Source organism: Rhodococcus sp. IEGM 1307 (genome assembly GCF_030056915.1).
GTDB lineage: Bacteria > Actinomycetota > Actinomycetes > Mycobacteriales > Mycobacteriaceae > Rhodococcus_F > Rhodococcus_F opacus_D.
This window is the reverse complement of record NZ_JASHKW010000037.1, coordinates 17,326-37,244: the sequence shown is the minus strand read 5'-3', so window position 1 is coordinate 37,244 and position 19,919 is coordinate 17,326. Positions and strand designations below refer to the sequence as shown.

At 65.2% G+C, this 19,919-nt stretch carries 18 protein-coding genes; 12 read left to right on the top strand and 6 right to left on the bottom strand.

Annotation, left to right across the window (positions count from 1 at the left end):
* Positions 1-311 precede the first annotated feature (311 nt).
* The 5 genes from QM841_RS40985 to QM841_RS40965 all read left to right on the top strand — a co-directional run bounded on the left by QM841_RS40985 (position 312) and on the right by QM841_RS40965 (position 4,250).
* Complete coding sequence (locus QM841_RS40985) at positions 312-1,316, top strand: 2-hydroxyacid dehydrogenase (RefSeq protein WP_283336501.1); 1,005 nt, start codon at positions 312-314, stop codon at positions 1,314-1,316.
* The gene (locus QM841_RS40980) at positions 1,313-1,708 is read left to right on the top strand and encodes a universal stress protein (RefSeq protein WP_283336500.1); all 396 of its coding nucleotides are present in this window, start codon (positions 1,313-1,315) and stop codon (positions 1,706-1,708) included. Before QM841_RS40985 ends, QM841_RS40980 begins: the two co-directional genes overlap by 4 nt.
* Before the next feature lie 73 nt (positions 1,709-1,781).
* Positions 1,782-2,237, top strand: a complete 456-nt coding sequence (locus tag QM841_RS40975) for a hypothetical protein (protein ID WP_283336499.1) — start codon at positions 1,782-1,784, stop codon at positions 2,235-2,237.
* Positions 2,238-2,398: 161 nt separating this feature from the next.
* On the top strand, positions 2,399-3,472 hold the full coding sequence (locus tag QM841_RS40970; protein WP_283336498.1) for an alkene reductase: 1,074 nt from the start codon (positions 2,399-2,401) through the stop codon (positions 3,470-3,472).
* A 388-nt stretch (positions 3,473-3,860) separates the two neighbouring features.
* Positions 3,861-4,250, top strand: a complete 390-nt coding sequence (locus tag QM841_RS40965) for a hypothetical protein (RefSeq protein ID WP_280784792.1) — start codon at positions 3,861-3,863, stop codon at positions 4,248-4,250.
* 28 nt (positions 4,251-4,278) lie between these two features.
* Here QM841_RS40965 and QM841_RS40960 read toward each other — a convergent pair whose 3' ends face one another.
* Positions 4,279-4,656 carry a hypothetical protein gene (locus QM841_RS40960; RefSeq protein ID WP_280784793.1) on the bottom strand — a complete coding sequence of 126 codons (378 nt, stop codon included), beginning with the start codon at positions 4,654-4,656 and terminating at the stop codon, positions 4,279-4,281.
* 180 nt (positions 4,657-4,836) lie between these two features.
* Positions 4,837-5,814 (bottom strand): XdhC family protein, encoded by a 978-nt coding sequence (locus tag QM841_RS40955; RefSeq protein WP_283336496.1) that lies wholly within the window; start codon positions 5,812-5,814, stop codon positions 4,837-4,839.
* A gap of 183 nt (positions 5,815-5,997) precedes the next feature.
* Between QM841_RS40955 and QM841_RS40950 the strand changes: the two genes are divergently transcribed.
* From QM841_RS40950 to QM841_RS40930, 5 genes are all read left to right on the top strand, one after another.
* On the top strand, positions 5,998-6,546 hold the full coding sequence (locus tag QM841_RS40950) for a MarR family winged helix-turn-helix transcriptional regulator (protein ID WP_283336495.1): 549 nt from the start codon (positions 5,998-6,000) through the stop codon (positions 6,544-6,546).
* A 311-nt stretch (positions 6,547-6,857) separates the two neighbouring features.
* Entirely contained in the window at positions 6,858-7,244 is a 387-nt protein-coding gene (locus QM841_RS40945) for a hypothetical protein (RefSeq protein WP_283336494.1), read from the top strand.
* A complete protein-coding gene (locus QM841_RS40940) occupies positions 7,244-8,113 on the top strand; it encodes an FAD binding domain-containing protein (protein WP_009477007.1) in 870 nt (289 codons plus the stop codon). The genes QM841_RS40945 and QM841_RS40940 overlap by 1 nt, the downstream gene beginning before the upstream one ends.
* Entirely contained in the window at positions 8,110-8,655 is a 546-nt protein-coding gene (locus tag QM841_RS40935; RefSeq protein WP_280784797.1) for a (2Fe-2S)-binding protein, read from the top strand. Before QM841_RS40940 ends, QM841_RS40935 begins: the two co-directional genes overlap by 4 nt.
* On the top strand, positions 8,652-11,051 hold the full coding sequence (locus QM841_RS40930) for a xanthine dehydrogenase family protein molybdopterin-binding subunit (protein ID WP_009477005.1): 2,400 nt from the start codon (positions 8,652-8,654) through the stop codon (positions 11,049-11,051). Before QM841_RS40935 ends, QM841_RS40930 begins: the two co-directional genes overlap by 4 nt.
* Here QM841_RS40930 and QM841_RS43695 read toward each other — a convergent pair.
* The 3 genes from QM841_RS43695 to QM841_RS40920 all read right to left on the bottom strand — a co-directional run bounded on the left by QM841_RS43695 (position 11,007) and on the right by QM841_RS40920 (position 13,529).
* On the bottom strand, positions 11,007-11,366 hold the full coding sequence (locus tag QM841_RS43695; RefSeq protein ID WP_477953805.1) for a transposase: 360 nt from the start codon (positions 11,364-11,366) through the stop codon (positions 11,007-11,009). The two genes, QM841_RS40930 and QM841_RS43695, sit on opposite strands and share 45 nt — an antisense overlap.
* A 477-nt stretch (positions 11,367-11,843) precedes the next feature.
* Complete coding sequence (locus tag QM841_RS40925; RefSeq protein WP_280784798.1) at positions 11,844-12,857, bottom strand: Lrp/AsnC family transcriptional regulator; 1,014 nt, start codon at positions 12,855-12,857, stop codon at positions 11,844-11,846.
* A 141-nt stretch (positions 12,858-12,998) separates the two neighbouring features.
* Complete coding sequence (locus QM841_RS40920) at positions 12,999-13,529, bottom strand: transposase (RefSeq protein WP_283336491.1); 531 nt, start codon at positions 13,527-13,529, stop codon at positions 12,999-13,001.
* A gap of 447 nt (positions 13,530-13,976) precedes the next feature.
* Between QM841_RS40920 and QM841_RS40915 the strand changes: the two genes are divergently transcribed.
* Both QM841_RS40915 and QM841_RS40910 read left to right on the top strand, forming a co-directional pair.
* Positions 13,977-15,332 (top strand): MFS transporter, encoded by a 1,356-nt coding sequence (locus tag QM841_RS40915; protein WP_283336489.1) that lies wholly within the window; start codon positions 13,977-13,979, stop codon positions 15,330-15,332.
* Positions 15,333-15,535: 203 nt separating this feature from the next.
* Positions 15,536-16,390, top strand: coding sequence for a TauD/TfdA dioxygenase family protein (locus tag QM841_RS40910; RefSeq protein WP_280784801.1), 855 nt, complete (start codon positions 15,536-15,538; stop codon positions 16,388-16,390).
* Positions 16,391-16,546: 156 nt separating this feature from the next.
* Here QM841_RS40910 and QM841_RS40905 read toward each other — a convergent pair whose 3' ends face one another.
* The gene (locus QM841_RS40905; protein WP_283336488.1) at positions 16,547-19,804 is read right to left on the bottom strand and encodes a protein kinase domain-containing protein; all 3,258 of its coding nucleotides are present in this window, start codon (positions 19,802-19,804) and stop codon (positions 16,547-16,549) included.
* Positions 19,805-19,919 lie beyond the last annotated feature (115 nt).

The following is a 19,919-nucleotide window of genomic DNA, read 5'->3' as shown; positions in this document are numbered from 1 at the left end:
AAGAGGGCCCGCCTGTGACGGTAGACACACGCTATGAGCGGCCCGGAGGAGCGTCAACAGGGGAAAACGGCCCAAAACGGCTCGTGAGGGCGGTCACACGCACAATTGATGGAGACTGCGATCACCCCGGCAGGCCCCTGACCGGCGCATACAGGGGGTTACGGCATCTGCGCACGTCAACGCGCCGCCAACCAATGCCGTTTGAGTATCGATCCATGTTATTTACGTGTTGGACAGGTATTCCGGGCGCCGCTTAACGTACGGGTAACCGGTGACGCGGAGAGTCGCGTCACCACTCGTCAGGAGGCACGATGGTGACCGCTGAGTCGTCCGTGAAAGAAGCTGCTGTACAAACTGTTTCGGGAGGACGCGTCCTGAAGGTCGGGCCGCTGAAGCCGTCCCTCACCGCGACGCTCGCCGAGAAGTACGACGCACTCGACCTCCCGCTGGGCGACGACCGCACCAGCTTCCTCGCCGAACACGGCGAGTCCGTCACCGCGGTCGTGACGTCCGGCCGCACCGGAGTCGACGCCGCACTGATGACGGAACTGCCGAACCTCGGCGCGATCGTGCACTTCGGAGTCGGTTACGACACAACCGATGTCGTGCTCGCCGAGGAACTCGGAATCGGTGTGAGCAACACCCCCGACGTCCTCACCGACTGCGTCGCCGACACCGCCGTCGGATTGCTGATCGACACGCTCCGCGGCTTCTCCGCCGCCGACCGCTTCGTGCGTGACGGCCGCTGGCCCGCCGAGGGCAACTTCCCCCTCACCCGGCAGGTGAGCGGCACGCGGGTCGGCATCGTCGGGCTGGGACGTATCGGCTCCGCCATCGCCACCCGCCTCACCGGCTTCGGTTGCACGATCTCGTACCACAATCGGCGCGAGGTTCCCGGCTCCCCGTTCGCCTACGTCGGCTCGGCCGCCGCACTCGCCGCCCGGGTGGATGTGCTGATCGTCGCCGCAGCGGGCGGAAAGGGCACCGAAAAGCTCGTGGACCGACAGGTTCTCGAGGCCCTCGGACCCGACGGCTACCTGATCAACGTGGCACGCGGAAGCGTCGTCGACGAGGACGCGCTCGTCGAACTGCTCACCGAACGCAAACTCGCCGGTGCCGGACTGGACGTATTCGCCCGCGAACCGCACGTTCCCGAAGCGCTCCTCGCGCTCGACACCGTCGTCCTCCTCCCCCACGTCGCGAGCGGCACGACCGAGACCCGGGCCGCGATGGAGGCTCTCACCCTGCAGAACCTCGACGAATACCTCGCCCAGGGCACCCTGACCACCCCCGTACTCGAGCCGAGGTCACGATGAGCGTCATTCTCAGCTACGTTCCGACAATCGAAGGTCGAGGCGCCCTGGCCTTCGGATTCACCGAAGCCCGCATGCGCGCAACCGATCTCGTCGTGATCGCGGACGGCGACAGCGCCTCGAATCCCGGCTTCGGGGCCGAACTGCACTCCGCGAGGGAGGAAGCGGACGCAGCCGGCGTCGACTACCGCATCGCGCGGAACGAACCCGACCGCTCCCACGCCGACAACCTCATCGACGCGTCCTACGACTCCGCCGCCGAACTCCTCGTCCTCGGCATGCGGCGACGCTCCCCCGTCGGCAAACTCCTCATGGGCAGCGTCGCCCAGCGTGTGCTCCTCGAAGCGCAGTGCCCCGTCGCCGGAGTCAAGCCGCCCGTCGCAGCAGAGGTCTGAGCGGCACGGACGAGGTTGATTCCCCGGCCCATCCATAACGCTCACGGCGCCGAATACCAGCCGTGGGACAGCCATGATCGATGGGCCTCAGCGCGCCGACGGCGCGGAACTGGGCGGTCGCCTCCTGACCTTGGTCGGCGACCGCGACTTCCAGGCGCTCGCACCCGAGATCTCCCAGATCGCGTGCGACCACGGCAGCGACCGGTCGGCGTTCACGGCGGTCGTGGCGTGGATCGTCACGACCATCGCCGACCTCATCGCGGATCCGGCCTCGAGCGTCACCGACGCCGTCGACAGCTTCATCAGCGTCGTACCCGTCGTGCACGACACCGCCGAGCTGAACGAGGAATTGCCCGCGCCCGCCGAGTGGCTGTTCACCGCCGTCGTGAGACACCTGCAGAGCAGGCATCGGGAGGGATCCGATCCCCCGCCGCCCGTGCCTGCCGACACCGCACTCATTCGCATGCAGGCCCTCGTCGAAGCCTTGCTGTGGCTCGACGCCCTGCTCGAATGCGACCACAGCCTGTAGGCGAGCACAATTCCCTGACTCGGGGACGGTGCCCTCACAGTGACGGCCGTCTCTAGTCGGAATAGCCCGGCCCGTAGGCCCGTTCCCCCAGTGGATCCCGATCCTGCGCGGCGGCACCGAGAACGGCGCTGCCGAACACGCCTACGGAAAGACCGATATCTGTGAATCTCTTCTCCCCCTTGACACTCGGCGAACTCGAACTGCCCAATCGGGTCGTGATGGCACCCCTGACCCGCGTCCGCTCCGGGCGTGACGGTGTGCCCGGACCGCTGGTGGTCGAGCACTACCGTCAGCGGGCCTCTCTCGGTCTGATCGTCGGCGAAGGCACGTACCCCAGCCACGCCGGCCAGGGCTTCCCCGGCCAGCCCGGGCTGGTGACACCCGAGCAGGTTGCGGGCTGGAAGAACGTCGCCGACGCCGTGCATGCGGCCGGTGGACGGATCGTCGCCCAGGTCATGCACGCCGGCCGCGTCACGCACGAGGGAACAACCGGCGGTCACGAGGTGGTCGGCCCGAGCGCCGTCGCCATCGACGGTGAGACCCGCACCTATGAGGGGAAGGCTCCGTACCCGGTGCCCCGCGCGCTGCGTACCGAGGAACTCCCCGCCGTGATCGAGGATTTCGTCCAGGCGTCGCGGAACGCGGTGGCAGCCGGGATGGACGGCGTCGAAATCCACGCCGCCAACGGCTACCTGCTGCACGAATTCCTCTCCCCGGCATCCAACCTGCGTGAGGACGCGTACGGCGGCTCCCCCGCGAACCGGGCACGCTTCGTCGTCGAGGTGGTCGAGGCCGTCGCAGACGCCATCGGCGCCGGGCGGGTGGGTATCCGCATCTCACCCGAACACAACATCCAGGACGCCCTGGAACTGGACGCCGACGACGTTCGGGCCACCTACGGCGCGCTGGTCGACGCCATTGCTCCGTTGAAGCCCGCCTACCTGAGCATTCTGCACAAGGACCCGTCCGGGCCCCTTGCCCAGGACCTGCGGACGCGCTTCGGCGGCCCGGTGCTGATCAACAGTGGTTTCGGGGCGGTCACCACCCGCGACGAAGCGCTGGCCATCCTCGACGACGGCCACGCCGATGCCGTCGTCGTCGGGCGTCCCGCGATCGCCAACCCGGATCTCGTGCGGCGCTGGCAGGAAGACCTGCCGCTCAACACCCCGGACCCCGAGACCTTCTACTCGGAGGGCGCGAGGGGCTACACCGACTACCCGGTGTTGCAGCACTGAGCCGACCCGCAGGCCGACACATTGTGGCCCATGACGCCAGGTCATGGGCCACAGCGCTATCCGACGGACGCCCCCGTGTCGCGTATCCGGGCCCGGCACCGTACGGTTAGTCGTAGTTGAGTACACAGCTACCGAGTTCACGGACCGCCCGGCGCGTCCGTGCTCCAATCGGGCGTACCAACTGTGCACGCTGTGCCAGGACGCCCACCTCGAAGGTGGCCGACAGTGAGAGCACCATTCCGCACGACGCTCTCGCAGCCGAAGCTCCCGACGAACAGCTTGACTTCTATCTTCTCGTGACCTGTCGGAGGAACTGCATTTTCGGACCACTGAACTCCGGGCCTGCTCTGCCGCGGCGACGCTCACAGAAGTTGAAAGGTGATCGTTCATGCCACTCACCGTGGAGCACACCACTCGTTACGCCGATGCCCTCATGACGCTGGCCCTGGCCGCCCACCGCCCGGCCACCGTCGTCAACACCGGCAGCGGATACGCCGTCCGGGTCGATTTCGAGCGCGGCATTTACCTGCTCGCCACCAACGCACCGGGGGATCTCAGTTCCGATCCGGACGCGCAGAACCCGTGGGTGGTGACTTTCTTTCAGAAGCAGCCGGCCGCCGAGGACACTCGGCTCGTGACGGTGACCGGGGAATGGCTCGTCGACGCGTTCGACCAGGCCCTCGCCATGATGCCGATTTCGGGGATCGCCGACGACCCGGACGCACAACCCGCCGAGCTGCGCCTCGCCGGCACGGAGGTCCACGACCTCGCTCACTGACACCGTGTGACGGGGCTCCATCCGCCCGTCACCGCCCGGCAGCAGACCGTCTACCCCCACCGGGTAGGCGGTCTGCGAGTCTTCCCAGCCGCTCGACCGCGGGCAGCGCCTGCGCGATCTTCTCCGCGTCGCGGGCAATGATCTCGGCGCTCTGGTCGATGCCCTTCGCGCTCACGGCGAGCCCCTCCGCGGTCTCCGCGATCTGCTTGGCGGCGTCGAGCAGTTCGGACAGGTCGTCGAGTGCGGGCCCCAGACGGTCGATCAGCACCCCGATCTGGCGTATGCGGAGCATCACCGTCGTGACGGCGCGTTCCCACTCGCGGATCTCGCTCGAGACGTTCTGCAGGATGTTGATGGGAGGCTCCTTGTCGGTGCTCGGCGGCCGGGCCTGGCGACGCGCACCCAACCTATCTGTTACTCACAGTTCCCCATACTCGGCCTGGCCGTTCAGATCGTGGCCGGTGGCCGCGCGCGCGTAGGAGTGGAGACTGGCGATCACCTCGGCGCGGCGCAGCGCATCGATCTGGTGGTTTTGGTCCTGGTCGGCGCTGGAGATTCGCGGGTTACCGGGATGGGGGTCATCTTTCTATGAGCACACTGGCGCGGACCGGCTGGCGATGATTTCGGCGGCGATGGAGATGGCGGTCTCGGCTGGCCCCCGGTTGCCGATGTCGAGGCCGATCGGGCTGGATAGCGTGGCAAGACTTTCTGGGCGGAGGCCGGCCGCGGCCAGGTCCCGCCGTCGGTTGGTGTCGGCGGTGAGTGACCCCATGGCCCCGACGTAGGCGAGGGGCTGTGTCCATTTGGCCTCGTCGAGGCATTCGAGGAGGACGGGAATGTCGATCTTGGGGTCGTGGGTGAGAACGACAATGACTGTGCGGGAATCGAATCGGCCTTTGTTGCGCTCACTTGTGATCCAGTCCGACGGCCACTCGCACACGACCTCTTCGACATCGGGAAATCGCTGCGGTGTCGTGAACACGGGGCGGGCATCGCAGATGGTGACCCGGTAGCCCATTCGGGTACCGACTAGCCCGGTCTCCATTGCGAAGTCGGTCGAACCCACGATCACCATCCGGGGCCGGGACGGGAAGCGGCGTATCAGCGTTCCGGAGGAGGTCAGGCCGGTGGGGGCGTCGAGTTCGTTTGCGATGCGGTGGGTACCTGCTTCCGGTCCGGTGAGGATCGTCTCGAGGATGACGGTTTCGTCGCGCAGCGTCCGTTCCATGAGGTCGGCGAGTTGCGGCATGGTCTCGCGGTCTACTCGTTCCACGAGCACGATCAGTGATCCGCCGCAGGTCAGTCCGGGTTCGAGGATGTCGCCGGTGGGGCCGTAGTGCTCGATTCGGGGGTGCCCGGTGGCGAGGACGTCGAGGGCGGTTTCGTAGAGGGCGCCTTCGACGCAGCCGCCCGAGATGCTGCCGACCACGGTTCCGTCCTGGTGGACTGCGAGCATCGCGCCGGGGTCTCGTGGGGATGACCCGTGGGTGGCTATGACGGTGGCGACCGCGATAGCGCGGTGTGCTTCCCATTCAGTGTGGATGTCGCGAAGGACGGTGTTCACGAGTGCCTCGCAATTCTGTTCGCGTCACGGTTCCGGCGACCGGGGCTGGGGAGCCGTCGCGGTGGTGGCGAGGATCGTACAATAGTTTTGCGCAAAGATAAGTCCTGAAATTGTCGGTGAGTCGGTCGCCGGTAGGCGAGACTGATTCGCGGCACCGTGCCCGTATCGAATCTGGAGTGTGAAGTGGCCGAATCGGATCGGGCGGATGGGGTCGGTGAGATCATCCGGCAGTGGGCTCGGACGCGTCCCGAGCTGGACGTGTCGGCTTTGGAGATTTTCGGACGGCTGCATCGGAGTTTTCTGCTGTACCGGGCTCAGATCAATGAGCTGTTCGAACGGTTCGGGACGAACGAGGCGGGGTTCGACGTTCTCGCCTGCCTTCGGCGTGCGGAACCAACGTTCCGGCGCACTGCCGGGGAGCTGGCGAAACAGACCTTGGTGACAACGGGTGGCCTGACAATGCGGGTGAACCGGCTCGAGGAGGCCGGCCTGGTGCTACGTGAGCGCGATGACATCGACTCCCGCGTGGTGTATGTGACGCTCACCGGGGCGGGCCGCAAACTTGTCGACGCTGTTTCGGATGCACACTTCGCGGAACTGGCCCGGATGCAGGGGGGACTCGGGGGTGGTCAGCGCGAGCAGCTCGCCGATCTTCTGTCCGTTCTGGAGGGGTCTTTACAGGCTGCTGCATCGGAGAACACCGCAAAGTCGGCCGGTGCAGCGCCTGCGTAGGGGGTCGAAACCACATGAGCGCTCCGGGGTGTGCTCGCCGAAGATCTGCCGTGATCCCCCGTGCGTTCCCGACGTTATTGCAACCCTGAGCGGTGAAGGCGCTTCAGGGGCTAACCAGGACTGTGACCTGCAACTCTTCGGGGAGGGGTGTGCTCCAGGTGCCGCAATCCTCGAAATGACCGGGCCGGACAACTTTGGCCGCGCTATTGACCTCGGGGAGCCAGGAACGTAGAACTATCTTATAGCAAAGATACTTTGCGCTGAGTCTTCTTGGACCGTCATCCGTTGTCCTTTCGAATGGAACGAGGCACATGAACAAGAGCGGCCTTGCCACGGTGGCTGCGGAGGGCGGCGGCACAGTGACTGCCCTGCCCTTGCGCGGCGATGCGACCCCCGAGCAGAATCCAGCTGACGGCAGGAACGCCTCGCGCGGCACCTTGGACACCGTGCTGTGCCACACCGACCCGGCCGACTCCTGCGACTGTGTTGGTGACGAAGATCCGATCGTCGTTCGCGAGCATCTTCAGGGCCGGAATCGGCGTAGGTTCGTCTACACCGGATTCTGTTCGGTAGCCGTCCGCGCCGCACTCGACGTCGTCTCCGCGGCCGTGGAAAGGCGCGCCCTACAAGGGGTGAATCACCACATGCATACCGGCTATGGCATACCGCGCCGCACACTCGTGCGGGGAGCCCGCTGATGCGCATCCAGGCCCTCGGCGCCGGGTTGGTGGCGCAGACCCAATTCGCGATGGCCCCTTTCCGGCTCCATCGCCCCACCACCATCGAGGACGCCCTCGCGATCGTGTCCGAACATCCGGATGCCGTCATCGCCGCGGGCTGCTCGGATCTGGTCGCCCAGATCCGTGAGGGGTGCGCCCCAAACACGTTGGTGTCGCTGCAGAAGGTCGATGCGCTCCGCGCCATCAGTCACGAGGCCGGCGTACTTCATATCGGCCCGATGGTGACCCACCACATGGGTGCGACGGACGAGACCGTCGGCACCGCGATCCCGGACCTCGCGGCGGCATGGGCGTCGATCGCCACGGTTCGGATCCGCTACACCGCGACCGTCGGCGGAAACCTGATGGCGCGGCGGTACCGCTACGAGATGCCGCTGCTTCTCGGGGCGCTCGGCGCGGACCTGGTCTTCGACGCCGGCGCGCTCTCCCGCCCGGTCGCGTCGTTGTGGGCGGACAGCGGAACCGATCAGCGAGGTCTGTTGACCGACATCACCGTACGAACGGACGACCTCGTCTGGTTCGGATATGAGCGTTCGATGCGTCCGACGGCGACAGTGGCCCTCGCGGTGCGCCGCAACCCCGACGGCACCCTGCAGGTGCGCGCGCAATCGGGCTCCGAATACCGCCACGGATTCGCTCTGACGGCCGACACCGGCGCCCGCGAACTCGATCCGCTCGAGGTGAGCGCGCAGCTTGCCCAGCAGCTACCGGACGATTGTGCCGATTACACCGGCTCGGCGGAGTACCGCCGGCACCTGGTGCGTGTGCTGACGCGCCGCCTGCTCACCGCGGCGTGTGCGCAGCTGAAGGGAACGACAACGAGATGACCGAGTACCCCGATCACGAGACCGACCGATCCGCTGCCCCCGACGGTGAACTCGACACCTGCATCGAGTTCGCCCTGAACGGCGTCAAGCAGACCGTGCGCGTCGCCGCCAACGCCATCCTGCTCGACGTCCTGCGCAACAACCACGGCTGCAACGGCGTTCGCGGTTCCTGCGAGCGCGGGGTCTGTGGAGCGTGCACCGTGCTCGTGGACGATCTGCCCGTCGCCTCCTGTTCGACCTTCGCGTTCAGCATCGACGGCGCCTCGGTCGAGACAGTGGAAGGGTTGGCCGCGCCCGACGGCGCGCTGTCCCCGCAGCAACGTGCATTCTCCGAGTGCGGGGGTTTCCAGTGCGGCTTCTGCACGTCCGGGATGTTGATGCTCACCACCGGGCTGCTGCGTCAGGACCCACAACCCGATCGCGGCACCATCCGCGAATGGATCAGTTCCAACACCTGTCGCTGTACCGGATACGAGATGATCCTCGAATCGGTCGAGCGCGCTGCCGAACTGACCGGTGAGACGAACGGGGAATCCGCGTGACGACGACAGCCGAGTCCTTCACTCACGACGTCCACCCCGACGCCGCGAGCACCGGATACACCGTGTATTCGCTGCCGACCGCCTCTCCGGACAAGCGGGTCACCGGGCGCGATCTGCCGCGCGCGGACGCCGCGGTCAAGGTGACCGGCAAAGCGGTCTACAACACCGACATCGTGCGACCGGGCATGTTGCACGCGAAGGTGCTGCGTAGTCCGCACGCGCACGCTCGTATCGTGTCCATCGACGCGAGCGCCGCCGAGGCACTGAACGGCGTCACCGCGGTACTGACGCGCAACGAAACCGACGGCCTGGCGTGTTACGGCACCATGGTCAAGGACCAGCCGGTCGTCGCGACCGACACCGTCCGCTATGTCGGCGACATCGTCGCCGCCGTCGCTGCGGTAGATGAGCGCACGGCCCTGGCTGCACTGGACCTCATTCAGGTCGAATACGAGATCCTGCCGGCGGTATTCGACGTCGACGAGGCCCTCGATCCGTCGTCGCCGACAATCCATCCGCTCGAGCCGCGCGGCGGGTTGCCCCCGTACCGGAACGGCGCGTCGGCGTCGCTGCGCAGCGACCACAATGTCAGCTACGAATTCCGTTACAGCACTGGATCACCGGACGTGTGGGAGGAGTGCGACCACATCTTCGAGGACACCTTCCTTTTCTCCCGGATGAACCACATGCATCTCGAACCGTTCGTCACGGTCGCGGAGGCAACCGACGAACAGATCGAGGTCTGGACGGCGACGCAGAGCCCGTTCAACCTCCGCCAGGAACTCGGGCACGTATTCAACCTCCCCGAAAACCGGATCCGGGTGCACGTCGCCCTGCTCGGCGGCGCGTTCGGCGCGAAGAACGGCCCGAAGGCCGACCCGGTCGCCATCCGCCTGTCCCAGCTCAGCGGCGGCCGGCCGGTGCGGTTCTGCATGAGCACGGAAGAGGGCTTCCTCACCGTGTCGCAGCACGCGGCGAAGCTGATCGTCAAGGCCGGCGTCAAGGCGGACGGCACCTTTGTCGCCCGCAAATCGACGGTGCTCCTCGACAGCGGGGCCTACGCCGAACACAGTCCGGCGGTGGCGGAGAAGGCCGGCTACCGGATGCCGGGCGCGTACCGCTGGCAGCACATCGACACCGTCTGCAAGGCGGTTACCACGAACACTGTGCCCGCCGGCGCCATGCGCGGCTTCGGGGCCACCCAGACCACGTGGGCCGGCGAACGTCAGATCGACCTCATCGCGCAGCGACTCGGCATCGATCCCTACGCACTGCGGCTGAAAAACCTCAAAAAGCTCGGCGAAGAATTCGTCCCCGGGGATGCGGGGATCGACTCCGACCTCGCCGAAGGAATGCGTCTGGTCGCGGACGCTATCGGCTACCACTCCAGGGATCGCAGCGGAAACCGCGGCATGGGGGTATGCGTCGGGCTCAAGGACAGTGGCGGCGGCAACAAGCCCGCGATGGCGCGGGTCAAGGTGACCGCCAACGGCGACGTCTTCCTCAATTGCGCGCTCACCGAAATGGGCCAGGGCGGGCACTCCGCGATGTCCCAGATCGTCGCCGACGTCCTGCGCACCAGCCGCGACCGCGTCGTGTACACGCGCATCGACACCGACCACACCCCCTTCGATCAGGGCACCAACGCCTCGTCCGGCGTGGTGGTGATGGGACAGGCCGTCCGGAACGCGGCGGAGAACCTGCGTAGACAAGTGCTCGAGTGGGCCGGTGAACAGTTCGCCATCGACCCGGCCACCTCAGTGCTCGACGACTGGACGGTGCGCACCCCCACAGGCGAGGTATATCCGCTTTTCGAGCGGATCATGGAGTTCTTCGGCCACACCGGGTTCGAGTTCTCGGCCGACGGCTATTACAAGGTGCGCAATGATGCCGATGCGCCATTGGCCGCCCGGTGTGTCTTCTACGAGATCGGGTGGGCGGCAGCCGAGGTCGAAGTCGACCCGGAGACCGGTAGGGTTACGGTCCTTCAGCTCGCGGTCAGTGGAGACGCGGGCAAGGTGATCAACAAGATCGGCTGCCGCGGTCAGGATGAAGGCGCCGCCATACTTGGACTCGCGCAGGCCCTGTTCGAGGAAATGCGCTACGAGAACGGTGAACTTCTCAACGCCGAGGCCCTGCTGTACCGCGTCCCACTCGCGGAGGACCTCCCCGAGCGGTTCGTCTCGATCACCCAGGAGCAGGGACACGGCGCCGGCCCCTTCGGCGCCAAAGGCATGGGGGAGGGCGGCATGCTCCCCATCGCCCCGGCAATTGCCCAGGCCATCGCCGACGCGGTCGGTGCCCAGCTTACCGAGTTGCCGATGACACCAGAACGCGTCTTTCGTGCACTCTCAACCGGCGGCGTACCCGGTCTCCCGCCGTTGTCGCACGCCTGAATTCAACCGGACCTCAGACCACCGGTCGTCGGCACAGACGCCGACGACCGGAACGTCGACAGGAGCAGGACCCGACGGCGGCATCCTCACGCGCAACGTCGCTGTTCCTGCGTCGCAGCGACACTTCGGCGCCGCACCCACACCCCCGCCCGCCGCCAACACCGGAACAAGTACACCGTGCCACGGCTCGTACCGGGCCGGCACATCCCGCCATGTCGTACCCGCCCGAATCCGCCACCGGATCCCGTCGATGAGCTGCCGTTTCGTGCACTTCGGCGAACGGCCCGCCCTCCTACCCAGAGGCAGCAGCGGCACCAACCGCGCCCATTGCACGTCGGTAACGTCCGCCCGCCCCGGCACCGCGACGCTGGGCGGCACCGACACACCCACTTGATCGAAAACTCACAGCCGAACCACCTTTGAAACACGACCTAAACCTCGGGGTACAGCCAAGGCCGATCGTCGCGGCCCTCGACATAGGTCCCGACGGGCGGACCGTCGAACAGCCCCAGCAGCAACTCACGCGCCGCCCGAGTGGCACCGGCGAGCTCAATCCGGGGTGAAAAACAGGTCCACCCCGATGACGAACCACGCCGCCGGCGCGGCGATCGGCGCAACGCCAGCACAAACGGAACGGCGAATTGGCGGGCAGCACGCCACGGAACCGTCACCAACCCGAACACCACAACCAACACCGCCGGCGCCGCCCAACTCAACTTCCGGAAGCGGATCGATGACCGGTCACCCCCAAGAGATCCGGGTGTCGGCTGGTTACGGGTTGTTCGGTTCCCGCTAGAAGATGGCCCGTGGGATCAATCCGGTGGTTCGTCCATCCTGATCAAGGACGTGTCCTGCCCTCTTGAATGTGTGGAGGCTGATGAACCGGTCCGAAATGGTGATGGACGGAAGTTCTCGCGTGAGTGCAGCCGCGAATGGCGCGATCTCGCTGATCGTCTGAAACCACATCGTGGCGACGATTGTCGAGGTTCCGGTAGTGGCGTTTGCAATTCGGCATTTTGGAATCCGGCTCAATAGGTTGCCGACCGTGTTCAACTCGCTCGGTGCGGTCGTGATCATGAAAGTCGTCTCGACGACTGGTCCGACAAGTGTGTTCGCTCCCTCGCAGCGCAGGGCCACGTGGCCCCCGTCGATCAGCCTTTCGACGCGGCGTCGCGCGGTCGGTCCGGTCACATCGCATTGCTCGCCGAGTGTGGTCCATGCTTGACGCCCATCTTTCGCCAGAGCTCCGAGCAGAGAACGATCGAGATCGTCCAGGAATGGAATCGTTTTCCTGCGTGTGGGCGCTGCCTGGGGCAATTGGAGAAGATTGGCCTGTTCCAGGTCTAACGCCTGGACGCGCCACCGCGCGCCTTCTGTGTAGTTGGTGAGCACGACCGTCGTTGCCACCGACCTGATTCCTTCGATCACCTCGATGCGGTCGGTGAGCAGACGGGTGAGGTCGGCAATGCTGGAGACGAACACGATCACATGGAAGTCCGACGTCCCGGATGTGCTCGATACCGTGTCGACTGCTGGTTCGGCAATCAGGGCTTCTGCAACGTCATGCTTGCTCTGGGGTCTGCAGGTGATCGCAAGCCATGCGGCACATCCGAATTGCAGGAAGGTCGGGCCCGGAGCCACCGCGATCCATGCCGAGCCGCTCTCGGACAACAGCTTCCATCTTCGGGCGAGTGTCTTCGGCGAGTACTGAAGTGCCTCCGCCAAGTCCGCCCAGTCAGCGCGGGGGTTGAGCTGCAGCGCGCCGATAATTGCAAGGTCCAGTTCTGCTGCAGCCTGAGAGGTCATATTGGACATTATGGCCGTAAAAATTATGGAAATCGGCCAAAACCGAGTTCTCGTGAGGTGCGCCACTCAGAGTGGTTGAGCGCGAGTTGCGCAACCGGGACTCCCGGCCCACGAAGTCGAGGTCGATGCATGTGGACACAATCAGTCAGGGGTGAGGAAGGTGCCGTCCAACGGGCGGGTAGACAGCGGGCGGGCGTCGTGGCGCACGTAGTCGGGGCTGGCACCGGTCCCGTGCTCCTGCTGCGCGGAATCGGTGGTAGCGCCGACAGTTTCGCACCACAATTCGGTGAGCTCAACAGTTCCCTGAGGCTGCTCGCGTGGGACGCCCCGGGATCCGGGCGCAGCGGGGATCCCGGACGTCGGTTCGACCTGGACGACTACGCTGACGCCGCGGCCGAGGTGATCAGGGACCGCTGCGGCCAGGTAGGCCAGGTAGGCCAGATGCGTCCTGGTGGTCCACCCATCTCGGGAGCGCCGCAACGCGTGGTCGGCGGGCTCGATCTCGACCTCGCCGGGCGGCACGGACTGCGCCTCGGGAGCCCAGCGCACGCCCGCCGCATGCTGGTGAGCCTGCGCGATGGTCGAATCCACGCTGACGTCCCACACGGTCGCACCCCGCGCGGCTCGGGTGAGTGCCGGCAACCCCGCCAGGATCCGCATCTCTGCGGACATTTCTGTTCGTGGTGTGCCAGCTTGCCGCTGACCATGTTTCGCACATTAATCCGACGTGGATTTCTCTTGCTTTCCGCCCACGAGTGGAAATCGTTAACTGTGCACACGGTCTATTTCTTCGTGCCGGCCATGCGTGGCTGATTCCACCGAGGTGCGTAGCGGCGTTTCGGGCCGGGGAATCCATTTTCCGCTCTATTTCATTCGTCACTCAGTGTCTGAATCTTGCGGTCTCGCGGTTAGGCATAACAGCAGGTTGAGGGCTCAAACTTTAAGAAATGAGAGCTTGCGCACAACTAGCCTCAGCATTAAGATATTGACCACTTAAGTAATTTGGTGGTTTCGATCTGTGCACGTTATTCAGAAACAGAGGCGCCCTAAAACGCTCTGATTCGCCACGGGTTCACGCGCCGCGTGACCCATGTTCGTCAAATAGCCGGGAGGCACAATATGGGTGGTGCAATCGCACGACCAGCGGGCGCAGGCTCGCCGAAGAAGGTCGCACTGGCGAGCCTGATCGGCACAACCATCGAGTGGTACGACTTCTTCATCTACAGCACCGCAGCCGTGCTCGTGTTCAACCATCACTTCTTCCCCAGCTTCGACCCGGCCATCGGAACCCTGCTGGCCTTCTCGACCTTCGCCGCCGGCTTCGTCGCCCGTCCGATCGGAGCCATCGTCTTCGGTCACTTCGGGGACAGGGTGGGCCGAAAATCGATGATGGTCGTCACCATCTTGATCATGGGCGTCGCCACCGTACTGATCGGCCTGTTGCCGACATATGCCACCATCGGCGCCTTCGCTCCGGTGCTGCTGGTGCTGCTGCGACTGACGCAAGGCTTCGCGCTCGGCGGCGAATGGGGTGGCGCTGCGCTCATGGCGACGGAGCATTCCCCCGATAGCCGACGTGGTTTCTTCGGCAGCTGGCCGCAGGCGGGGGTGGCGGTCGGACTGATCCTGGCGATGACCGTGTACCTACCCCTCGATGCAATGGCCGATGATCACTTCATGGCCTGGGGGTGGCGTGTTCCGTTCCTCCTCAGTGCGGTACTGGTGATCACCGGACTGATCATCCGGGTACAGGTCGCCGAGAGTCCGGAGTTCGACCGGGTCAAGGATGTGCACGCCGTCGTGCGCCTGCCGATCATCGAAGTTCTTCGCACACATCCGAAGCAGGTGCTCCTGGTCGCCGGCGCCAGCCTGTCGCCGGGCATCTTCTTCTACCTCCTGACCGTGTACAACTTCGTCTACACGCAAGAGGCAGGCGGCCTGAGCCAAAGTTCCATGCTGATTCTGGTGATCGTCACCTCCGCGGTCGGATTCGTGGTCACCCCGATCGCAGGTGCGCTCTCCGACAGATTCGGCCGGCAACGGCTCTTCCTGCTCGGCCTTGCCCTCATCGGTTCTCTCGCCTTCCCCCTCTACTGGGCGCTCGACTCGGGCTCGTACGGCTTCATCGCTGTCTGCTACGTCGCCGCGACCATCGCCGTATACATCCCGTGGGCGCTGCAGCCGGCATACTTCTCCGAGGCGTTCGACGCACGAGTCCGCTACAGCGGGCTGTCGCTGGCCACCACCCTCGGCAACCTCTTGGGCAGCGCCATCGCGCCGCTCATCGCCGGAACACTACTCAGCGCAACCCATGCGTCCATCTCCATTTCCCTGTATGTCTTCGTCACCGCAGCACTGTCGTTCGTCTGCGTACTGGTGCTCGGACGGACGAACCGGAAAAAAGATACGCAAGCCGACAGCGGAATCGGCACCGATAACGTGAGCGGGCTCCGCACTCCCACCTACTCGGAGTGATGCCCCTCATGGACGTCGCCTCTCGGGCACGGAAGCACTCACAATGACAGCGAACTCTGATCGGTCCCACAACTCCTGAAAGGACAACCTCTCGGAGAAGGGGTGCTCACCGTCCTGTGCTCTAGGGGTTCAGGCTCCGCCCGCCGCGGCACAGAATTCGCCCCCATCTAGTAACAGATAACACGCTGACGGAAGGAAACCCTATGAGCAGCAATGAATCACGATACGAAACATTCACCCTGGAACGCGCAACACCAACCATCGGGGCGTTCATCCACGGCCTGGATCTTCGTGACGAGATCACACCGCAGTGCCAGACCGAACTGCGCACAGCCTTCCTGGAACACGAAGTCCTGTTTCTTCGCGATCAGCACCTCGAGCCAGAAGATCAGCTCCGATTCGCGAAGGTGTTCGGAGACCCCCAGGAAGTAAGTGCATTCTTTCCCTCCCTTCCGGGAAACCCGTTCATCGAGGTGCTCGAATCTCGCGGTCGCGCAGCCGGAACCGACGTCTGGCACTCCGATCTGACCTGGCAGGCGACTCCAAATTCCGCGACCTGCCTCCACGCCCAGGACATCCCGCCCTGCGGTGGTGACACACTGTGGTCGAGCATGACTGCCGCGTATGACGCGCTACCGGAGACGATGAAGAACCTCATCGACGGGCTCGAGGCCGTGCACGATTGGGAAAAGGAACTGACCGGCGTCGTCCGCCAAGGAGATGACGGGGAAGCACGGTACGAGGAAACACGCCGAAAGTATCCTCCGATGACCCATCCCGTCGTGCGCAAGCATCCAGAAACCGGTCGCAGACTTGTCTACGTCAACGAGTTGTTCACCTCACGCATCTCGGGGGTTCCTCCGCAGCTGAGTGACTCGCTACGAAACATGCTCACGGGCCTCGCCAAGACCCCGGAATATCAGGTCCGATTCCGTTGGGAACCGAACTCCCTCGTGATCTGGGACAACCGGTCGACGCAACACTACGCGGTCGGCGACTATCACCCGCACTACAGGCGCATGCACCGCGTCACCCTCAGAGGCGACCGCCCGGCCTGACACCCGGTGGCCTGCTGGGCGACCAGATTACCGGTCGCCCAGCAGCACTCATCCCTTCCTCGCTTTGGCGCGGATAGATAGATCCGCAACTGCAGAATATCTACCGGGGCAGGGGATCGAGGAAATCCCCGTCTCCGTCTTCATTCATTTCGTGTGTCATGGTTGCCGGTCCTGCTCGACGACCCACGCTGCGATCTGCGCGCGGGAGGTGAAACCGAGTTTGGTGAGTAGGTGCTCCACGTGACCTTGCGCAGTGCGGGGTGATATCACCAGTCGGGCGGCGATCGCCCTGTTGGTCAGGCCTTCGGCGGCGATCAGTTCGGCGACCTGCCGTTCACGTTTGGTCAGTTTCACTGAGGTATCCGACGTGGCGTCCGGGAGCCGTTCGCCGAGGGCATAGGCGATGGCGGCGTCAAAGCCCAAGCGCCGACCCTCTCGGCGCGCCGCCTCCATGGAGCTCTTGCCGAGCGCTCCATAGGCATTCTGTTCGGACTCCTCGCGGGAGACGAGTAATTGGGGGAACCCCACCGTGGGGCTGCCCACGGTGCGTCCGAGTTCGTCGGCGGCCGCCATCAGGATGACCGCGCGTCGCGCGTCATGCGCTTCGGCGGCGATCGAGCCCAGTGTCTCGAGGCACGCGATGGCGGTGCGCGGGGTATTCACCCGCCTGGTCAACTGCAATGACTGTTCGAGTAGCCGAACTGCCCGATCGGTATCACCGTGGCGCCACACCGCGTCACCCATGGCCCAGAGCGCGAACGACTGGTACATCGATTCACCGTGCGCCTGTGTGATCGCGACGATCTGTTCGTAACAGTCACTCGCCCGCTGGGATTCGCCGAGTTGTTCGTAGGCCATCCCCAGCCGGTGCAGCACCCCGACGTGTGAAACGTCCTCCTGTGTGCCGAAAACGGTGCCGGCGCTTTCCAGTCGCGCGCAGGCGCGTGTGGGATCACCCCTGAAAAGGGCGAGAAGGCCGTCCGCGTACTCGATGTATGCGTGGCTCACCGCGTCGGTTGTCTGTTCGGCCAGCCTGCGGCCCTCCTCCACCAGTGCGGCCCCCGCGGAGAGGTCGCCCTGCAATTCGGCCAGGACGCTGCCGGCGTACACCGCTTTGATTCGCTCCAGGGTCGGCTCCGCTGGAAAGTGTGCAAGGACGCGGCCCAGCCAGAATCGCCCCTCGCTGAGCAAGCTCCGGGAGAGCCAGAAGGGGAGCAAGCTCGCGGCGATGCGAAGTCCGATGTTGGGGCTGTCGGACACGCAGAACTCCATCGCCTCCCGCAGATTCGCTTGTTCTCGCTCGAATCGTGCGATCCAGTCCAGTTGCCGGGAGCTGATCCACTCGGCTTCAGCCTCGGCGGTCAGTTGCTCATACCAGTCGCGGTGCCGTCGACGCAGTTCGACATACTCCTCGGTGGCCTGGAGCTTCTCATGCCCGTACTCTCGCAGGGTCTCGAGCAGCCGAAAGCACACGGCCGAGCCGGATTCCACCCGGATCACGATCGATTTGTCCACCAGGGAGGTCACGGCGTCAAGCGGATCCGACGATGCCAGGCCATTCCCGCAGACCTGTTCCACCGCATCGAGTTCGAAGCTACCGGCGAACACGGACAACCGAGACCACAACTGTTGCTCCTGCGGGGTGCACAGATCGTAGCTCCAATCGATACACAGCCGAAGGGTCTGCTGACGAGAGGGTGCGCCTCGGCTGCCGCGGGTCAGCAGCGTGTAACGGTCGGTCAGCCGCGCAAGGATCTGCTCGGGCGACATCGCCCGCAACCGTGTCGCCGCCAGTTCGATCGGCAGCGGCAATCCGTCCAGGCGATGGCAGATCCCGGCGACCGCGACACCGTTGTCCTCGGTGAGCTCGAATCCGGGCACAGCTGCGGCTGCGCGATCGGCGAACAAGGTCACCGCATCGTAGCTGGGCAGCCCCTGCAGGGAGGGCCGTCCGTCGGGGTCGGGGACAGTGAGCGGGGGCACCCGGAGCAGTGATTCCCCGCCGATACCGAGTGGCTCGCGGCTGGTGGCGAGGATTCGCAATCCCGGACACGTCCGCAGCAGCGTCTCGGCCAACCCCGCGGCCCCGCCGAGGACGTGCTCGCAGTTGTCGAAGACCAGCAACAGCTCGCGCGGCACCAGAAACTCCACCAGCACGTCGATCAACGGCCTGGCCGAGTGATCACCCAATCCGAGAGATGCGGCGACCATGTCGACGAGCAACGACTCGTCACGCAGCTCGCCCAGCTCCACGAGCCACACTCCGTCGGCGTAATCGCGGTGCGTGATGGTCGCGACCCGCAACGCCAGACGCGTCTTCCCCACACCACCGATCCCGGTGAGCGACACCAAACGAGAATCCGACAACAGGTTCTTGAGTTCTGTCACCTCGTTCCGTCGGCCGACGAAACTGGTGAGTTCCAGGCAAATATTCGTCTTGACGTCCCCGACGGTGCGCGCCATCGTCAGGCGCTGCACGACAGAGTTCGGCAGTTTCCGCGGCGAGGACCCCGTAACGCCCTGCACGGCCATTCCGTCGACCGCAAATCCCCGGTGGAGCTGGATCTCGCGGAGTTCGTCGCCGAGCTGGACGGCGGACGGGCGGTCGTCCGGATTCGTCGACATCGCCCGCTCGATCACTTCCGCCACGTCGGCGGAGATTCCCTGCTCACGTAAATTCGGCACCGGATGTGTTGTGATCCTCAGGAACTGGGCAACCAGCTGTTCACCGCTGCGCCGTTCAAACGCGGCGTGGCCGGTGAGCGCGCAGAACAGCGTCGCCCCGAGACCGTAGATATCCGAACTGGAGGTCGGCGGATCGCCCGCGATCACTTCGGGCGCGGTGAATGCCGGCGAGCCGGTCACGGTGCCGGTGGTCGTCTCGAATCCTCCGGAGATGTGCGCGATACCGAAGTCGGTCAGCGCGGGTTCGCCGTAGTCGGTGAGCAGGATGTTCGCCGGTTTCACGTCGCGGTGCAGGATGCCGAGCCGGTGCGCCGTCTCCACCGCGCCAGCCAGCTTTACTCCGAGCCGCAGCGCGTCGCCCAATGGCAGGGGACCGTGGTCTCGGATCCGCACCTGCAAGGAGTCCTGCGGGTGATAGGGCATGACGATGTAGGGGCGGCCGGTGGCGGTGGCACCGGCTTGCAGGACAGGGACGATGTTCGGGTGGCCGGTCAACCTGCCCATCGCCTGCTGTTCCCGGAAGAATCGTGCCCGGTTCTCCGCTTCCATGTCGGCGGTGAGGACCTTCACCGCGACCGTTCGGTCCAGCTCAGTCTGGACACACCGGTAGACAACGCCGAAGCCACCGCGGCCGATTTCCTGGGCGTCTTCGAGCCCGGCGGCTGCTAGCTCCGCTGTGACTGAAGCATCCACCGCGCGCTGTGTCCGGTACGGATCGGCATCAACCATCGGCTACGCCGATTCACCCGATACGAGACACCCTTGACGATGCAGCACGGCGCTCACCTCACGAAAACGTCCTACCAGGATATCGCTGCAACGCTCGAGCCGGGACGCCACCGCC

Bases quoted from the DNA above. Each gene is read 5' to 3' on its own strand.
- QM841_RS40985 (WP_283336501.1), top strand. From the start codon at position 312: ATGGTGACCGCTGAGTCGTCCGTGAAAGAAGCTGCTGTACAAACTGTT.
- QM841_RS40980 (WP_283336500.1), top strand. From the start codon at position 1,313: ATGAGCGTCATTCTCAGCTACGTTCCGACAATCGAAGGTCGAGGCGCC.
- QM841_RS40975 (WP_283336499.1), top strand. From the start codon at position 1,782: ATGATCGATGGGCCTCAGCGCGCCGACGGCGCGGAACTGGGCGGTCGC.
- QM841_RS40965 (WP_280784792.1), top strand. From the start codon at position 3,861: ATGCCACTCACCGTGGAGCACACCACTCGTTACGCCGATGCCCTCATG.
- QM841_RS40945 (WP_283336494.1), top strand. From the start codon at position 6,858: ATGAACAAGAGCGGCCTTGCCACGGTGGCTGCGGAGGGCGGCGGCACA.
- QM841_RS40940 (WP_009477007.1), top strand. From the start codon at position 7,244: ATGCGCATCCAGGCCCTCGGCGCCGGGTTGGTGGCGCAGACCCAATTC.
- QM841_RS40935 (WP_280784797.1), top strand. From the start codon at position 8,110: ATGACCGAGTACCCCGATCACGAGACCGACCGATCCGCTGCCCCCGAC.
- QM841_RS40925 (WP_280784798.1), bottom strand. From the start codon at position 12,857: ATGACCTCTCAGGCTGCAGCAGAACTGGACCTTGCAATTATCGGCGCG.
- QM841_RS40920 (WP_283336491.1), bottom strand. From the start codon at position 13,529: ATGTCCGCAGAGATGCGGATCCTGGCGGGGTTGCCGGCACTCACCCGA.
- QM841_RS40915 (WP_283336489.1), top strand. From the start codon at position 13,977: ATGGGTGGTGCAATCGCACGACCAGCGGGCGCAGGCTCGCCGAAGAAG.
- QM841_RS40910 (WP_280784801.1), top strand. From the start codon at position 15,536: ATGAGCAGCAATGAATCACGATACGAAACATTCACCCTGGAACGCGCA.
- QM841_RS40905 (WP_283336488.1), bottom strand. From the start codon at position 19,804: ATGGTTGATGCCGATCCGTACCGGACACAGCGCGCGGTGGATGCTTCA.